The sequence below is a fragment of the Enterobacter sp. BIGb0383 genome, assembly GCF_003751845.1.
GTDB lineage: Bacteria > Pseudomonadota > Gammaproteobacteria > Enterobacterales > Enterobacteriaceae > BIGb0383.
In genome coordinates, this window is record NZ_RJKQ01000001.1 from 1274846 (window position 1) to 1290882 (window position 16037).

Consider the following 16037-nt stretch of genomic DNA (forward strand, 5'->3'; position numbering starts at 1 on the left):
ATTGCGTTTTTTCATTCCCCACACCAATCACACAAGTGTAAGAATTTTCTCAAAAAAGAATACCTTTGTTTTCTTAATTACGATAATCCACAGAAAAATTAAGAAAAAGAGAGCTGTCTGTCGCTATTTTTTAACAAATTCGCAATATGCATTCTTAATATGAATTAATAAAAAATTAAGATTCACAGGGAAAATAAAAAGGGTCTATGGCACTCTGCCATAGACCCTTTGAATAAAAATATTAATATTTCTGACTAATAGACGGCGACTTCCCTCGCCATTTCACGACTATATTGCTGGCTGGCATTGACCAGCATTCGCGTATAGTCCGTTTGCGCTTCGCCGTTAACCAGCGCATCAACGGTCAGGGTTTCAAGGATTTTACCGTACTGCATCACCGCGACCGTCTGACAAAGATGTGCGATCACCCCCAGGTCATGGGTCACCATCAGATAGGTCAGCTTCGCCTCCTGCTGCAGGTCCGCCAGCAGGTTGAGAATTTCTGCCTGTACCGACACATCCAGCGCCGAGGTGGGTTCATCCAGCAGCAGCACCTGCGGCTCCAGAATCAGCGCTCTGGCAATCGCCACGCGCTGGCGCTGGCCCCCGGAGAGCTGGTGCGGATAACGGTCGCGGAAGGCACGGTTCAGGCCCACCTTGTCCAGCAGCGTGTTGATGCGCCTGTCGCGATCGTTCATGCCGTGGATCTGCAGCGGCTCTTCCAGAATATCGCCGATGGTATGACGCGGGTGCAGGGAACCGTAAGGGTCCTGGAACACCATCTGCACCATCCGGCAGCGGCCATGGCCGATATTGTGTTCAAGCGGCTTACCGTCGATAGCCAGCTCGCCCTGCCAGTGGGTGAACAGGCCAGCCAGGCATTTGAGCACCGTGGTTTTCCCGGAGCCGGACTCGCCGACCAGACCGTAAATTTCCCCGGCGGCGACGCTGAAGTTCACGTCGCACAGCACCTGATTACGCTTCTCGCCCTCGCCAAATTCCAGATTCAGATGACGAACATCAATCATAGTCTTCATGGTTAAGACTCCTTATTCGCCGAGCCAGCTGCTCTGGCGCTGCATGACGGGCAGCACCGGGCGGCGATGGTGGATATCCGGCAGGGCGTTAATCAGGCCCTGGGTATAGGGATGCTGCGCGTTATCGAGATCGCGGGCGGCAATAGATTCCACCACTCTTCCGGCGTACATCACCAGCACGCGGTCGCAGAAGCTGCGCACCAGATTAATATCGTGGCTGATAAATATCAGCCCCAGCCCGCGAGACTGAACCAGATCGTCGAGCAGGCCAAGCACCTGCAGGCGCACCGAGACGTCCAGGGCCGACGTCGGTTCATCGGCGATCACCAGTTCAGGGTCGGTGATCAGCATCATGGCGATCATAATGCGCTGCCCCTGCCCGCCGGAGATCTCATGCGGATAGAGATCGTAGACGCGCTCCGGCTGGCGGATACGCACCACGTCCAGCATCTCCAGCACTTTGGCTTTCGCCTCGGCTTTTTTCCCCGGATGGTGCGTGAGCCAGGCCTCGGCGATCTGGTCCCCGACGCACACCACCGGATTCAGGGAGTATTTCGGGTCCTGCATAATCATCGAGATACGCTTGCCGCGAATGCCGCGCATCTCCGCTTCGCTGACGCTGCGCAGATCCACATCGCCAAACTGCATGCGCTCGGCGGTGATTCGCGCTTTTGCCGGGTGCAGGCGCAGTAATGCCCTGCCCACCGTCGATTTGCCGGAGCCGGATTCGCCAACGATAGCCAGCTTCTCACGCCCCAGTTCAAAGGAGACGCCGCGTACCGCATTGGTGACCGCGCCGCCGTTAATAAAGTCAACGTGGAGGTTACGCACGTCGAGCAGTGGCGAATTATTCGCTGCGAGGATCGAGGATGTCACGTAAGCCGTCTCCTAAGAAGTTGAACGCCAGGCTGTTGATCAGGATCGCCAGCCCCGGAATAGTCACTACCCACCAGCACTCCATCATGTAGGTGCGACCGCTGGAAATCATCGCCCCCCACTCCGGCTCCGGCGGCTGCGCGCCGAGGCCGAGGAAGCCCAGCCCGGCGGCGGTCAGAATGATGCCCGCCATATTCATGGTGATACGAATAATCACCGACGGCAGACAGAGCGGCACCACATGACGCCAGAGTACGCGGACCGACGACGCGCCCTGCAGACGCACGGCAGAGATAAAATCGGCCTGCCGCAGAGAGAGGGTTTCAGCCCTGGCAAGACGCGCAATCGGCGGCCAGGCGGTCAGCGTGATGGCGATAACCACATGCTCCAGCCCCGGGCCCAGCGCGGCCACAAAGGCCAGCGCCAGGACCAGGCTCGGGAAGGAGATAAAGATATCGGTCACGCGCATCAGGACCATATCGACTTTGCCGCCGAAGTAACCGGCGCAGACGCCAAGCAGCAGCCCCATCGGTCCAACGGTAAGCGACACCAGCAGCACGATATACAGGGTGATACGTGAACCGTAAACGAGGCGGCTAAAAATATCCCGGCCAAACTCGTCGGTACCGAACCAGTGCGTCGCGTTCGGCGGCAGCAGCGCGCTGTCGAGGTCCTGCACCAGCGGGTTATAGGGCGCAATCCACGGCGCAAAGATAGCCACAATCAGCAGCAGCAGAATAATACTGCCTCCGATGGCGGTCAGCGGGTTACGCGCCATTTTCCCGACAAAACCGGCTATCCGGCCTGCAGTTCGCTGCAGGCGCTGACGCCCTTCGGCATTGCCACGCGGCGGTGAATCCAGAGAAACGGTCATGATTTGGTCCTCGGATCAAAGAATTGATACAGCATGTCGGAGAGCAGGTTGAGCATCACAAAAATCAGCCCCACCAGCAGCACGCAGCCCATCACCGCATTCATATCGCCCAGCAGCAGGCTACTGGTCAGATAGGAGCCGAAGCCGGGCCAGGCAAAGACGGTCTCAATCAGGACCGCACCTTCCAGCAGCGAGCCGTAGGCCAGCGCCACCACCGTTAACAGCTGCACCAGGATATTGCGAAACGCGTGGTTCCAGATGACCTGACGCTCGCTCAGCCCTTTCACCCTGGCGGTGATAATGAACTCCTGAGAGAGCTGGGCCAGCATGAAGCTGCGGGTCATACGGCTGATATAGGCCAGCGAGTGGAAGCCGAGCAGCGACGCGGGCAGCACCAGATGGTTAATCGCGTTCCAGAACACCTGGCTGTTACCGGCCAGCAGCGCATCGACGGTCATCAGGCCGGTACGGCGCGGTACCAGGCCATCAAGCCCCAGGTCCAGACGCCCTGCACCGCCCACCCAGCCAAGCCAGGCGTAGAACAGCAGCAGGCCCATCATCCCGACCCAGAAGATCGGCGTCGAATAACCGGCCAGGCTGATAATACGCACGATATAGTCGGTGATACTGTTACGTCGCGCGGCCGCCAGCACACCCAGCGGAATACCCAGACCGGCACCAACGATAATCGCCATCGTCGCCAGCTCGAGGGTCGCCGGGAAGACGCGAATAATATCGTCCATTACCGGCTTGCCGGTTAGCAGGGCATTGCCCAGGTCGCCGTGCAGCAAGTTGGTAAAATAAATACCAAACTGCGTCGCCAGCGACTGATCAAAGCCGAGCTGCTGGTAGACCTGCTGATAAGTGCTCTGGTCCGCATCCGGGCCGACGATGGCCAGCACCGGGTCAATGGGCATGACGCGACCGATAAAGAAGGTCAGCAGCAGCAGACCGAACAGGGTCACTATCACCTGGGTCAGACGTTTAGAGAGCCGCCGGGCGCGAGAGCCGGGCGCAAGAATTGCCATACTCATCCTTTGCCTCCTTGAGCGTCAGCCGGGGCTTTCTCTACTTCACGCAGGAACGTAGTAGCGGAAGGATGCGACTGGAAGTGTTTTACTTCATTACGCACCACCACCGAATCCACCATTTGCGAGAGCGGGATCAGGGCCGGAATCAACTCGTCATAGCGGGTCTGGATCGCCTGGTACTCGGCGATCTGCTTCTGCGGATCGCGCTCCAGCAGTGCGCTGTCGATCATCGTATTAAGCTGTTTATCGTAAAACGCCGTGCGCCAGCCCTGGAAATTGGTCAGACGCGCCTCATCGCTGTTGTCCGGGTTATAAACCAGGGCGCGAAGGCTGGAGTGCGGATGCGGCTCCATACCGCTGCCGCCGCGTCCCACCAGCATATCGAATTTACGCTCGCGCATGGCGCCGTAAATCTGGTTGCCGGTACCGGTGATGATTTTGGCGTTGATCCCCGCCTGCATCAGCGTTGACTGCACGGCGATGGCGATATTCAGGAACGGCTGGTCTGCCAGCACCCTCAGCGTGGTATCAAACCCGTCGGGATATCCGGCCTCGGCCAGCAGTTTTTTGGCGTGGGCGATATCCAGTCGGTAGCCAGGATCCGGCAGCGTCGACGGCATTCCGGCTTTGATCGGCCGCTGATGCAGCACGCCGTAGCCCGGCATCAGGGCTTTGTTGATCCCCTGATAGTCGATCAGATAGCGTACCGCCTCGCGCACCTTCGGATTAGAGAAGTGCTCCTCCTTCATGCTCATCGCCACGTAGTAGACCGTGCCCTTCTGCACCGCCTCAACGGTCAGATCCGGGTCTTTACGCAGGGCGTTGATATCCGATACCGCCATATTGTTAGCGACGTCCAGGTCGCCTTTGGCAATCATCAGGCGCAGAGTCTGTGACTCCTGGAAGTGACGCAGCACGACCCGGCTCATTTTCGCCTCGCCGCGCCAGTAGTCCGGGTTGCGCTTCATGCGCAGCACGTCTTTGGCCTGCCAGGTTTCGAGCATAAAGGGACCGGAACCGGCTTCATTGGTGGTCAGCCAGTGGTTGCCCCAGTCGTTATTACGTTCGTGGGTTTTGACCGTTTTGCTGTCCAGCACGCCAAGGTTGCCCAGCGCGCCCAGAGAGTAGATCACCAGCTGCGGGTCGTTGGCTTTCGGCAGGGTCAGCTGCACGGTGTAATCGTCGAGGGCTTTAATCTGATCGTCGACATTCTTCTTACTGAAGCCGTAGGATTTCCAGACCGAAGCCTGGGCCAGGTTGAGGTGCAGCAGGCGACGCATGGACCACACCACATCTTCCGCGCTGAGCGGGTTGCCGGAGTGGAACTTCACATCGTCACGCAGATGGAAGGTAATGCTCTTTCCGTCCGGGCTGATATCCCAGCTTTTCGCGAGAGCGGGTTTAACGTTGGTCAGCTGATTCGGATCCAGCTCGACCAGCGAATCATAGAGATTCACCACAATACCAACCACTTCATTCCCGGTCATTGCCGCCGGGTCGAGGGTCAGCAGGTTGTTCATGTTCATGCCGATGATGAGCTGATCGGGCGGCGTTTTTGCGTACGCCGCCCCGCTCCCCATCACCAGCGAGAGCGCGAGTAAGCACGCTCCGGCAAGGGAGTTCTTTTTCATCGTATCTAGCCTGTAGGGTAAGAGTTTTTATATGTCAGTCGTGGCTGACGGTATTGGCTTCGATATACGCAAAATTAATGTCTTCCCCGAGTCCCGGACGCTGTGGCATATGCACATAGCCGTCCTTGTCCATCGGGTCGACGATACTGTTGAGGTAAGCCGCAGGCTCGTCGTAGTCGAGGAATGGGTGCAGCAGACCGCGCTCGTACCAGCGACAGTTCCGAATCGCCCCAATCACCGCCAGGCTGGCCGCGCCGTTACCGTGCACTTCGCAGTCCATGCCGAAGGACTCCGCCAGGTTGGCGACTTTTAGCGTCGGGGAGATCCCGCCCACGCCGTTGGAACCGGCGCGCAGAATGTCGCAGGCGCCAGCCTTCACCCAGTCGGCGCGGCTGTGGTGCTTACCGCCGAGGCTTTCCGGCCCGATAATCGGAATGCTGAGGTTCTCTGCAAGCCAGGCGTAGGAGGACATGCTCTCCTCTTCCATCGGCTCTTCAAACCAGGCGAAATCGAGTTTTTCCAGTTCTTTACCGATATAGAGCGCTTCGGTGCGGCTGTACCAGTGGTAGCCGTCGATCATCAGATCGATATCCGGGCCAACGGCTTCACGCACGGCGGCACAGGCTTTGACGTCCATTTTCGGATTCGGGGCAAAGGAGACCGGTGGCATCCAGGTATGCAGCTTGATGGCTTTATAGCCGCGCGCCACCAGTTTTTCAGAGAAGGCCGCGTACTCATCCGGCGTAGAGAGACCCCCTTCCAGCTCATCGCCGCACATGGTGCTGCCGTAGGCCGGGACTTTGTCACGGAAGCCGCCCAGCAGTTTCCATACCGGCATTTGCAGCTTACGGCCAATCAGATCCCACAGGGCCTGCTCGACAAAGGAGAGTGCGCGTTCGGTCAGCTGATGGGCGCTGCCGCGCTGCCAGTGGACCAGATCCTGCCAGATACGTTCGCGATTAAACGGATCCTGACCAACCATCACTTTGCGGAAGAAGGCATTGACCACGTGCGGGCGCACCACTTCAGGGGGCGCAAAAGAGTAGCCTTTGGTGCCATCGTCGGCGGTGATGGTGAGCATCGCCATTTTTGCCAGGCTCTCCGGTCCCGGATGCGAGTGACCAGCGCTGTCCGATACGCGGCGGGTAGGGTACTGGAAGACGGTGACGTTTACTGATTCAATTTTCATTATAGGTCCTTTGTACAACGAATGATTCTGAGCCGTCAGCGCATTGCGCCAACGTGAAAATTCCGTAACGACCAACAACAGGAGGGAGCAGTACGACTTTGAAAAGCCGTTTCAGAACTAAATGTATGCATAAAATTCATCCGCTGCCTCGGACAAATTTCGCTAAGCGTCGCTATATTTTCGTGCATACGCACGACATTGCGTGACATTTTTCACAAAAGAGATGGGAAGTGTGAGGTAGATCGGAAAGATGTTTCGTTATAAATAAAACATCAATTTAACCAGCCCTTCTCCGCAGAGAAGGGCCAGAAGAAGGGAAAATCAGGCGATTGTCACTTTAGTATCAAGATAGACATCCTGCACGGCGTTAATCAGCTTCACGCCTTCAGACATCGATTTCTTAAACGCTTTACGGCCCAGGATCAGCCCCATCCCACCCGCACGCTTGTTAATCACCGCCGTGCGTACCGCATCGCTGAGATCGGTTTCGCCGCCGGCCGCGCCGCCGGAGTTGATCAGCCCTGCCCGACCCATATAGCAGTTTGCCAGCTGGTAGCGCACCAGATCGATGGGGTTTTCGCTGGTCAGCTTGCTGTAGACCCGGTCATCCGTATAGCCGAAATTCACCGCCTTATAGCCGCCGTTATTTTCCGCCATCTTCTGCTTCACAATATCGGCCCCGATGGTTGCCGCCAGATGGTTCGCCTGGCCGGTCAGGTCGGCGGAAACGTGGTAATCGACGCCGTCTTTTTTGAAATCCTCATTGCGCAGATAGGCCCAGAGCACGGTGACCATCCCCAGCTCGTGCGCCCGCTCAAAGGCGGCGGAGATCTCCTCAATCTGACGACGGGACTCCCGGGAGCCAAAGTAGATGGTGGCTCCGACCGCCACGGCACCCAGATTAAAGGCCTGCTCCACGCTGGCGTAGAGGGTCTGGTCATACTCGGTGGGGTAGCTCAGAGTTTCATTGTGGTTAAGCTTAACGAGGAACGGAATGCGGTGGGCATAGCGGCGGGAAACGGAGGCCAGCACGCCGTAGGTCGATGCCACGCAGTTACAGCCCGCTTCAATCGCCAGCTCAACAATGTTCTTCGGATCGAAGTAGAGCGGATTGGCGGCAAAGGACGCGCCCGCCGAGTGCTCAACGCCCTGATCGACCGGCAGAATGGAGAGATAGCCGCTGCCCGCCAGTCGCCCGGTGTTGTACAGCGTCTGCATATTACGTAATACCGCCGGTGGCCGGTTGTTATCGATCATCACCCGGTCTACATAATCTTTGCCTGGCAGGTAGAGTTTATCGGCAGGAATAGTCATACAGCGGTGCTGTAGCAAGCCGTCGGCGTCTTTGCCGAGCAGTTGCGTAATATCAGTCATAGCGATGCTCCCGTGGTTGCCGCTATTATCGGCAGTGGATTGTCCTTACCCGCTGATGCGGGCAACGATAAGCCTGGTACCGGTCGCGCAAATTTTCCAGAACCAGGCTATTTTTCAGTCATTTCTGCTGTCTCGATTCACCGATCACAAAAATGTTACATCGCTCATACTTTCACCTTAAAGGTATTTAAAAGGTATTACCTGCTGGTATGCTGAAAATGTACCTTACCTGTCATGAAGGATTTAAAAGATGAAAACTACAGCAAAGCTGTCGTTCATGATGTTCGTTGAATGGTTTATCTGGGGGGCCTGGTTTGTGCCGCTCTGGCTGTGGCTGAGTAAAAGCGGCTTTACCGCCGGGGAGATCGGCTGGTCCTATGCCTGTACCGCCATCGCCGCCATTCTGTCGCCGATCCTGGTCGGCTCCCTGACCGACCGCTTCTTCTCGGCACAAAAAGTGCTGGCGCTGCTGATGTTCGCCGGGGCGATACTGATGTACTTTGCCGCGCAGCAGACCACCTTCGCCGGGTTCTTCCCGCTGCTGCTGGCCTACTCACTGACCTATATGCCGACGATTGCGCTGACCAACAGTATCGCCTTCTCCAACGTTGGCGACGTGGAGCGCGACTTCCCGCGTATCCGCGTGATGGGCACCATCGGCTGGATCGCCTCCGGGCTGGTGTGCGGCTTCCTGCCGCAGATGATGGGCTACAGCGATATTTCGCCGACCAACGTGCCGCTGCTGATCACCGCAGGCAGTTCGCTGTTGCTGGGTATTTTCGCCTTCTTCCTGCCGGATACGCCGCCGAAGAGTACCGGCAAGCTGAACTTCAAGGTAATGCTGGGCCTTGACGCGATTATCCTGCTGCGCGACCGCAATTTCCTGGTCTTCTTCTTCTGTTCGTTCCTGTTCGCCATGCCGCTGGCCTTCTACTACATCTTTGCCAACGGCTACCTCACCGAAGTGGGGATGAAAAACGCCACCGGCTGGATGACCCTCGGTCAGTTCTCCGAAATCTTCTTTATGCTGGCGCTGCCGTTTTTCACTAAGCGTTTTGGTATTAAAAAGGTATTATTACTGGGCTTACTCACCGCCGCCCTGCGCTACGGCTTTTTCGTCTTCGGTGGTGCGGAGCAGTACTTTACTTACGCCCTGCTGTTCCTCGGCATTCTGCTGCACGGCGTGAGCTACGACTTCTACTATGTCACCGCCTATATCTACGTTGATAAAAAGGCACCGGTGCATATGCGTACCGCCGCGCAGGGGCTGATCACCCTTTGCTGTCAGGGCTTCGGTAGCCTGCTGGGCTATCGCCTCGGCGCAATGATGATGGAAAAAATGTATGCGTACCCAGAGCCGGTAAACGGCCTGACCTTTAACTGGGCGGGTATGTGGACCTTCGGCGGCGTGATGATTGCCATTATCGCCGTACTCTTTATGTTGTTCTTTCGCGAATCAGATAAAGAAATCACCGCAATACAGGTGGACAACGAGCGCGATATTTCGCTGACACAAGGGGAAATTAAATGAAAGCGGATCGTATTCTCGGTGCCCTTTACGGGCAGGCGTTAGGGGATTCGATGGGTATGCCATCCGAGCTGTGGCCACGAAGCCGGGTGAAAGCTCACTTCGGCTGGATAGACAGGTTCCTGCCGGGGCCTGCGGAAAACAATGCCGCCTGTTATTTTGGTCGCGCAGAGTTTACCGACGACACCTCAATGGCGCTCTGTCTGGCCGATGCGCTTATCGAGTGCGACGGGCAGATCGATGCCGACGTTATCGGTCGGCATATCCTGAAATGGGCGGAAGGTTTCGACGCTTTTAATAAGAACGTGCTTGGCCCGACGTCAAAGATTGCCCTTAACGCCATTCGCGCCGGGAAACCGGTTAGCGAGCTGGAGAACAACGGCGTGACCAACGGTGCCGCCATGCGCGTGTCGCCGCTGGGCTGCCTGCTGCCAACCGACGATCTCGATCACTTTATCGATGAGATTGCGCTGGCCTCCAGCCCGACCCACAAGTCGGATATCGCCATCTCCGGGGCCGTTGCCGTCGCCTGGGCGATTTCACGGGCCATCGACGGGGCAAGCTGGGCGAGCATCGTCGATGCCCTGCCCGCCGTTGCCGCCCATGCCCAGCTAAAGCGGGTGACCACCTTCAGCGCGTCGATGGCGGCACGCATCGAGCTGGCGCTGAAAACCGTCCGCGAGGCGCAGGGCGTGGAATCGGCCAGCGAGCAGCTTTATCAGCTTATCGGGGCCGGAACCAGCACCATTCAGTCGGTGCCCTGCGCAATTGCAATGGTGGAGCTGGCAGAGGGCGATCCTAACCGCTGTGCGGTTCTGTGCGCCAACCTCGGCGGCGACACCGATACCATCGGCGCAATGGCTACCGCCATCTGCGGCGCGCTACAGGGGATCAACGCCATCGATGCCGGTCTGAAGCGTGAGCTGGATGACGTTAATCAGCTGGATTTTGTCCACTATGCCGCTACGCTTTTACAATACCGCCAGCAACGGGAGAACGCATGAGCGCGGAAATTTTGAGCGAAAAACTGGCCGGGTTGCAGACAACCCGCCCGGTGGTCGTGGTCGGCGCGGCGGTGATTGATGTCATCGCCGATGCCTACGCCCTGCCCTGGCGCGGCTGCGATATTGAACTCCATCAGCAGGGGGTGAATATCGGCGGCTGTGCACTGAATATCGCCGTGGCGCTGAAGCGCCTCGGCGTGGAGGCCTGTAATGCGCTGCCGCTCGGAAAAGGCATGTGGTCGGACATTATCCGCTCGAATATGGCTAAAGAAGGGCTGACCAGCGTGGTGGAAGCCGAGGACGGCGACAACGGCTGGTGCCTGGCACTGGTGGAGCCGGACGGTGAACGCACCTTTATGTCCTTTAGCGGCGTGGAGAACCAGTGGCGTGATGAGTGGCTGGCGGGGATCCCCGTGTCGCCGGGCGCGCTGGTCTATCTGTCCGGCTATCAGCTGGCTTCCGCCAGCGGCGAGCGGCTGGTCAGCTGGCTGGAAGGGCTGGAGGATATCACCGCCTTCGTCGACTTCGGTCCGCGCATCGTCGATATTCCGGCTCCGCTACTGGAACGGATTATGGCCTGCAAACCGCTGGTGTCGCTGAACCGCCAGGAAACCGAATTTGCCGCAGAGATCTTAAACTGCGACGACGAAGTGACCGCTTTCGGGCAGGCGTGGGTGGATCGTTTTCAGGCCCCGCTGGTGGTGCGCCAGGACAAAGCCGGTGCCTGGTACTTTACGCCGGACGATCATGGTCTGGTCGCGCCCTTCCCGGCTACGGTGCTGGACAGTATCGGCGCGGGCGACAGCCACGCGGGCGGAACGCTGGCAGGGCTGGCGGCGGGCTGGTCATTGCCGGATGCGGTCCTGCTTGGCAATGCCGTTGCCGCCTGGGTGGTCAGCCATCGCGGCGGAGACTGCGCCCCGACCCGCGAAGAGTTACTCCTCGCACACAAACACGTATAGGTCGCTGCGACAGTAGCTGATGCTGTACTCAATAGGCCGGTGTTGTTGATCGAGCGCGACTTGTTTGATCACCAGCACCGGTATTTTTTCGTCCATCTTAATATGCTCCTGAAACTCGGCGTCAGGCATCATGGCGCTAACCCGGGAGCGCGTGCGTTCAGGGAAGATATTGCGCTGACGGAAATAGTCATACAGCGAAACGCCGATGGCATCCGCATCCTCGATTAACGGGGTCGGCACCCAGGATTCCTCAATCGAAACGGCGTCGTCATCGACATAGCGAATACGCTTGAGCAGAAAAACATCGCTGTCGGGCAGCACGCCCAGCCGGTCCGCCACCTCTTCCGGGCAGGGCACCACCCGCTTATTGACCCACAGAGTATTTGGCTTTTTGCCGCGCAGCACCACCTGCTGAGAAAATCCGCGCGCCTCTTTCAGGGAGTATTCGAAAATATTGACGATTTGCGTCCCGTAACCACGCGCACGCGTCACCACGCCCTCATTTTCGAGGGCCTCCATCGCTTTGCGCACGGTAATGCGCGAGACGCCGGTCAGCTGGCTCAGGTCACGCTCGCCGGGCAAAATATTGCCATGCTGCAGCACCCCGCTGCGCACGGCATTTTTCACCGTTTCAGCAAACCTGAGATACAGGGGCGCCTTATCCTTCGCGGCGATACGCTCGTTGAGCTGGGCAATAAGTCGGAGATGCGCCTCTTCCATCGATATTTTCCTAGCTGATGTGTGCTGTCCGTATATTACCACCATGCATGGAAATGATGTACCGGGCCAATGCCCTCTCCGACCTCCAGCGTATCGGCCTTCGCCAGCGCGGCAGAGAGCCAGCGTTTGGCCTCATCGATAGTATCGGCCCAGTCGCGATGACGCGGTCGCAGCGCGGCCAGCGCAGACGAGAGCGTGCAGCCGGTGCCGTGGGTATTTTTGGTCTTTACGCGCGGAGCGGTAAAGCGGCGTTCACCCGCAGCGGTAAACAGCCAGTCCGGGCTTTCAGCATCATCCAGATGACCGCCCTTCATCAGCACCGCCTCACAGCCCAGCGCCAGCAGCGCCCGGCCCTGCTCGCGCATTTCCTTTTCGCTAACGGCCATTGGTGCATCCAGCAGCGCCGCTGCCTCCGGCAGATTGGGCGTGATCAGCGCCACCTGCGGCAGCAGATGGCTGCGCAACGTCGCCACGGCGGCAGGCGAAAGCAGCGGATCGCCGCTTTTGGCCAGCATCACCGTATCCAGTACCAGATTGCGCACCTGGTAATGGCGCAGACGTTCCGCCACCACTTCGACAATATCCGTCTCCGCCAGCATGCCGATTTTGGTGGTATCAATACGGACGTCGCTAAACACCGAGTCCAGCTGGGCCGCAACAAACTCCGGCGTGACGCGAAACACCGACTGCACGCCACGGGTATTCTGCGCCACCAGCGCCGTCACCACCGAACAGCCGTAGGCCCCAAGGGCCGAGAAGGTTTTCAGATCGGCCTGGATCCCCGCCCCGCCGCTGGGATCGGTACCGGCAATGGTCAGTGCATTAATGCGTTTCATCCCTGCATCTCCTCTGCCAGGCCATAGAGCGCGTCGAGAAATGCCGGAATAAAGCTGCCCGGTCCCTTGCTGTTCTGCGTTGCTGTCTGACCGGCCCGCTTCATCCACAGGCAGGCGGAAGCCACGTTATCCAGCCGGTCGCCCGGCAGCGCACAGCTGGCCGCGACCACCGCGCTCAGGGCGCAGCCGGTCCCGACCACGCGGGTCATCAGCGGATCACCGCCCGTTACCGCCACCGTCCGCCGACCATCGGTGACATAATCCACCTCTCCGGTCACCGCCACCACCGCACCACACTGGCGGGCAAGGGCCTGTGCGGCAGGCAGTGCTGCTGCCGCCGTATCGGTGGTATCCACCCCGCGCCCGCCCGCGCTCATCCCGGCCAGAGCCAGAATTTCCGAGGCGTTACCGCGAATTGCCGCAGGCCTTAAGGCCAGCAGTTCACGGCAAAATTCGGTCCGCAGGGCCAGCGCGCCCACCGCGACCGGATCCAGCGACCAGGGCTTACCGGCGGCGCTGGCGGCCGCGACGGCCAGACGCATAGATGCGGCCCGCTCGCGCGTCAGCGTCCCGACGTTAATCAACAGCGCATCGGCGATGGCGGCAAAAGGGGCGGCTTCCTGGGGGTCAATAACCATCGCGGGCGACGCACCCAGCGCCAGCAAAACATTGGCGGTAAAGGTTTGCACGACGTCGTTGGTCATACAGTGAACCAGCGGTGAACGCTGATGGAAGTGCTGCAGCGCACGGGCTGCGGTTGAAGAAGGGTGCAGGTCAGGTTGCATTATCACGCTCCTGCCACGCGATAAAGAAGGGACGACCTGCCAGGCGTCTGACTTCCCTACGCTGGCATTATCCAGATCAGGTATTACGGGTATTTCTCAGCCTTCACGAAGAAGGGCACCCCGAGTCATTTACAAATTGAAATCAACTAGTTAGAAAATTTGGAAAACAAGAGATTTCATGAAATTAAGACTACCCGAACTGGGGTTGACCTTCAAGATTGATAGGGTTAAAAACATGACTTTTAACCTCAATGAGCGTGGTTTTAACCTTCTATCATTTCGTTAGGGTAAATTTCCTTAGAGCTATACGTGAAGCGGAGTTTACTGGATGGGTTGTAGGAAAGTACCGGTTTTAACAAGCAAAACCTAAGCGAGTCTGCCAGATTCCTCCCCATCTTTATTGCATTAGACTTTGGTTTAGCGATGTACAACGCTAAAGAGTGGTGGCCAAAAACACAGGGAAAGGAAAAATAGATCGGGTATCATCATCATTCTGTTAGATGGTTCTCTGAACGGTACAAATACTACCACTGTGCCCACCTGCAAGAGCTGGCGAAAGATGTCCCTGTGGTATGTGATAAAATAAGGTAAATAGTATGCTTGATTTAGTATTGGTTTTAGTGGCAATTCTTCTTATCATCATTATCTACCGTCTCACGGGTGATAAATTCCGTAAGATTGTGTTTTATATAATTGGTGTTATTTTCATATTGGGCGCTGGTATTGTTGCATATTCCATCTATTCTCAGCATCAAAGCACCTTATATTATGAAGAAAAAGATAATCAATATGGAAAGGATACAATAACTTTCCTGAATGAAATGGATACGTTAATCGAGGCAAATCTAACAGTTAATAAGGATGGTGGGCGTATTATCAAGAATGATAAGATTATGGAACTGGCCTCTAACCTTATTGAAGCAAGGCATTATAGGACCAGTTACGGATCGTCATTCATGGGAAATAATACAGGGCGATTCTCAGACCAGAAGAAGTCTATCCATTTGGATACGCCGATTGACGGGGTAAGTGATGTTGTTGTGTATTATGCTGACTTCCTTCCTTATGATTTTGGTGAGACGGCAGTTAAAGCAGGTTGGAGAGGTAATAGTGCTTTAATCAGATTTTACACCTTAGACGGTAAATCTATATTTGATGGTAAAACGCAGAAATGGACAAGAGTTTATACTTATGCGGAGGCATTCGGAGAATGAAACCTTTAGCTATAGGGATTACTATACTGACTTTGTTGCTTACTGGTTGCGTTAGCTCCCATCCAGTAAATAAGGTGCAACCTGTGCGGGAAGATTTTTCAAAGTATTCGGCCCTTCAATTGTGTAAAATTAAATTACATTATGAACGTGATGAATTGAGTGTTAATCCATCTTCCCACCCTGAATTTATTTTGGCTTAGTTGCAATGTTCCAGCCAAATGATACGATAACTTATATAAAAGCGGTCTGTTTTGGAGGTTGGAAAATGATTCATGATAGCTCGAAAGAGGAATTTTTTACTCTTGAGAATTTAAAGGAACTCCAAGATTATTTAGAAGCAGGTTCTAGCGCTGATTTCTCAGGTAATGTTAAAAAGGCAATGAGAATTGATAGTCAAAGACGTGAAATGGTTCACACTTGCCGCCGGGGTTGCATTGACAGAGGGTTAATAGAACTAACAGCGGAAGAGTTAGCGTCTATTGAATGGCGGAAAGAAAAAGAGAAACTTGAATTAAAACTTGATTTAGCATTTCCAAATGCACAAAGTAAAGAGGTAGTTGATTTCGAAGGCAAGCGTTATCAAAGATGCTTTACCCCCTTGCGTATGAGTAATTCCCGAAAGAATGTCATAGAATGGCTGAAATCTTGGAAAGAAATCCCTAGTAAACTTAAAACAAAGTAACTAACAAAGCCCCCTGAATTTACGGGGCTTTTTCATTGGTGAAGAAAATAATAGTTCCAGATGATTATATTATTGCATCCACAAATCTATTACCTGATTATGATGGCCATGAAAGTCTTTTGATTGTTGAACGGAGTGAACTTAGAAAAAAACTCGCTGTGCTTGCCAATAAAAGATTAAAACCACTTGCCGAACCTGTTACCGAAAATAACACGTACTCTAATGAAAAGTTGATTATTTCCCTACTTACCTTCCTTTTTGTGGTTAAAAGATCATAACCTCTTGCTTCCCCAT

Annotated in this window: 16 protein-coding genes and 1 riboswitch; of the genes, 6 read left to right on the top strand and 10 right to left on the bottom strand. The window is 55.9% G+C overall.

All coding sequences use genetic code 11. From position 1 onward, the window contains the following. Positions 1-254: 254 nt before the first annotated feature. The 7 genes from EDF81_RS06105 to fbaB form a co-directional block, all read right to left on the bottom strand. Positions 255-1028, bottom strand: coding sequence for an ABC transporter ATP-binding protein (locus tag EDF81_RS06105; RefSeq protein WP_123347690.1), 774 nt, complete (start codon positions 1026-1028; stop codon positions 255-257). A gap of 21 nt (positions 1029-1049) precedes the next feature. Next, positions 1050-1913 (bottom strand): ABC transporter ATP-binding protein, encoded by an 864-nt coding sequence (locus EDF81_RS06110; RefSeq protein WP_123347197.1) that lies wholly within the window; start codon positions 1911-1913, stop codon positions 1050-1052. Next, complete coding sequence (locus EDF81_RS06115; RefSeq protein ID WP_123347198.1) at positions 1885-2787, bottom strand: ABC transporter permease; 903 nt, start codon at positions 2785-2787, stop codon at positions 1885-1887. The genes EDF81_RS06110 and EDF81_RS06115 overlap by 29 nt, the downstream gene beginning before the upstream one ends. Continuing rightward, on the bottom strand, positions 2784-3821 hold the full coding sequence (locus EDF81_RS06120; RefSeq protein ID WP_123347199.1) for an ABC transporter permease: 1038 nt from the start codon (positions 3819-3821) through the stop codon (positions 2784-2786). The genes EDF81_RS06115 and EDF81_RS06120 overlap by 4 nt, the downstream gene beginning before the upstream one ends. After that, positions 3818-5449 carry an ABC transporter substrate-binding protein gene (locus EDF81_RS06125; protein ID WP_123347200.1) on the bottom strand — a complete coding sequence of 544 codons (1632 nt, stop codon included), beginning with the start codon at positions 5447-5449 and terminating at the stop codon, positions 3818-3820. Before EDF81_RS06125 ends, EDF81_RS06120 begins: the two co-directional genes overlap by 4 nt. Before the next feature lie 34 nt (positions 5450-5483). Further along, positions 5484-6638 carry a mandelate racemase family protein gene (locus EDF81_RS06130; protein ID WP_123347201.1) on the bottom strand — a complete coding sequence of 385 codons (1155 nt, stop codon included), beginning with the start codon at positions 6636-6638 and terminating at the stop codon, positions 5484-5486. Positions 6639-6959: 321 nt separating this feature from the next. Continuing rightward, complete coding sequence (fbaB, locus tag EDF81_RS06135) at positions 6960-8012, bottom strand: class I fructose-bisphosphate aldolase (RefSeq protein WP_123347202.1); 1053 nt, start codon at positions 8010-8012, stop codon at positions 6960-6962. 250 nt (positions 8013-8262) lie between these two features. Here fbaB and EDF81_RS06140 point away from each other — a divergent pair, with 250 nt between their 5' ends. The 3 genes from EDF81_RS06140 to EDF81_RS06150 are packed head-to-tail and all read left to right on the top strand — an operon-like array spanning position 8263 to position 11506. Continuing rightward, positions 8263-9543 (top strand): nucleoside permease, encoded by a 1281-nt coding sequence (locus EDF81_RS06140; protein WP_123347203.1) that lies wholly within the window; start codon positions 8263-8265, stop codon positions 9541-9543. Next, positions 9540-10544 (top strand): ADP-ribosylglycohydrolase family protein, encoded by a 1005-nt coding sequence (locus tag EDF81_RS06145; RefSeq protein ID WP_123347204.1) that lies wholly within the window; start codon positions 9540-9542, stop codon positions 10542-10544. Before EDF81_RS06140 ends, EDF81_RS06145 begins: the two co-directional genes overlap by 4 nt. Then, a complete protein-coding gene (locus EDF81_RS06150; RefSeq protein ID WP_123347205.1) occupies positions 10541-11506 on the top strand; it encodes a PfkB family carbohydrate kinase in 966 nt (321 codons plus the stop codon). The genes EDF81_RS06145 and EDF81_RS06150 overlap by 4 nt, the downstream gene beginning before the upstream one ends. On the opposite strand, the gene EDF81_RS06155 is transcribed toward EDF81_RS06150, so the two are convergent. Genes EDF81_RS06155 through thiM form a run of 3 tightly spaced genes read right to left on the bottom strand, consistent with a single transcriptional unit; the run spans position 11480 to position 13847 of the window. Next, the gene (locus tag EDF81_RS06155) at positions 11480-12226 is read right to left on the bottom strand and encodes a GntR family transcriptional regulator (protein WP_123347206.1); all 747 of its coding nucleotides are present in this window, start codon (positions 12224-12226) and stop codon (positions 11480-11482) included. The genes EDF81_RS06150 and EDF81_RS06155 overlap by 27 nt on opposite strands. Positions 12227-12261: 35 nt before the next feature. Then, on the bottom strand, positions 12262-13062 hold the full coding sequence (gene thiD / locus EDF81_RS06160; protein ID WP_123347207.1) for a bifunctional hydroxymethylpyrimidine kinase/phosphomethylpyrimidine kinase: 801 nt from the start codon (positions 13060-13062) through the stop codon (positions 12262-12264). Continuing rightward, complete coding sequence (gene thiM / locus EDF81_RS06165; protein ID WP_123347208.1) at positions 13059-13847, bottom strand: hydroxyethylthiazole kinase; 789 nt, start codon at positions 13845-13847, stop codon at positions 13059-13061. Before thiM ends, thiD begins: the two co-directional genes overlap by 4 nt. Before the next feature lie 36 nt (positions 13848-13883). After that, positions 13884-13980: riboswitch (TPP riboswitch) on the bottom strand. Between the two features lie 463 nt (positions 13981-14443). Between thiM and EDF81_RS06170 the strand changes: the two genes are divergently transcribed. From EDF81_RS06170 to EDF81_RS23890, 3 genes are all read left to right on the top strand, one after another. Beyond that, a complete protein-coding gene (locus EDF81_RS06170; RefSeq protein WP_123347209.1) occupies positions 14444-15061 on the top strand; it encodes a hypothetical protein in 618 nt (205 codons plus the stop codon). A gap of 265 nt (positions 15062-15326) precedes the next feature. Beyond that, complete coding sequence (locus EDF81_RS06175; protein WP_123347210.1) at positions 15327-15743, top strand: hypothetical protein; 417 nt, start codon at positions 15327-15329, stop codon at positions 15741-15743. Positions 15744-15781: 38 nt separating this feature from the next. Further along, positions 15782-16021 carry a hypothetical protein gene (locus tag EDF81_RS23890; protein ID WP_148049911.1) on the top strand — a complete coding sequence of 80 codons (240 nt, stop codon included), beginning with the start codon at positions 15782-15784 and terminating at the stop codon, positions 16019-16021. Positions 16022-16037 lie beyond the last annotated feature (16 nt).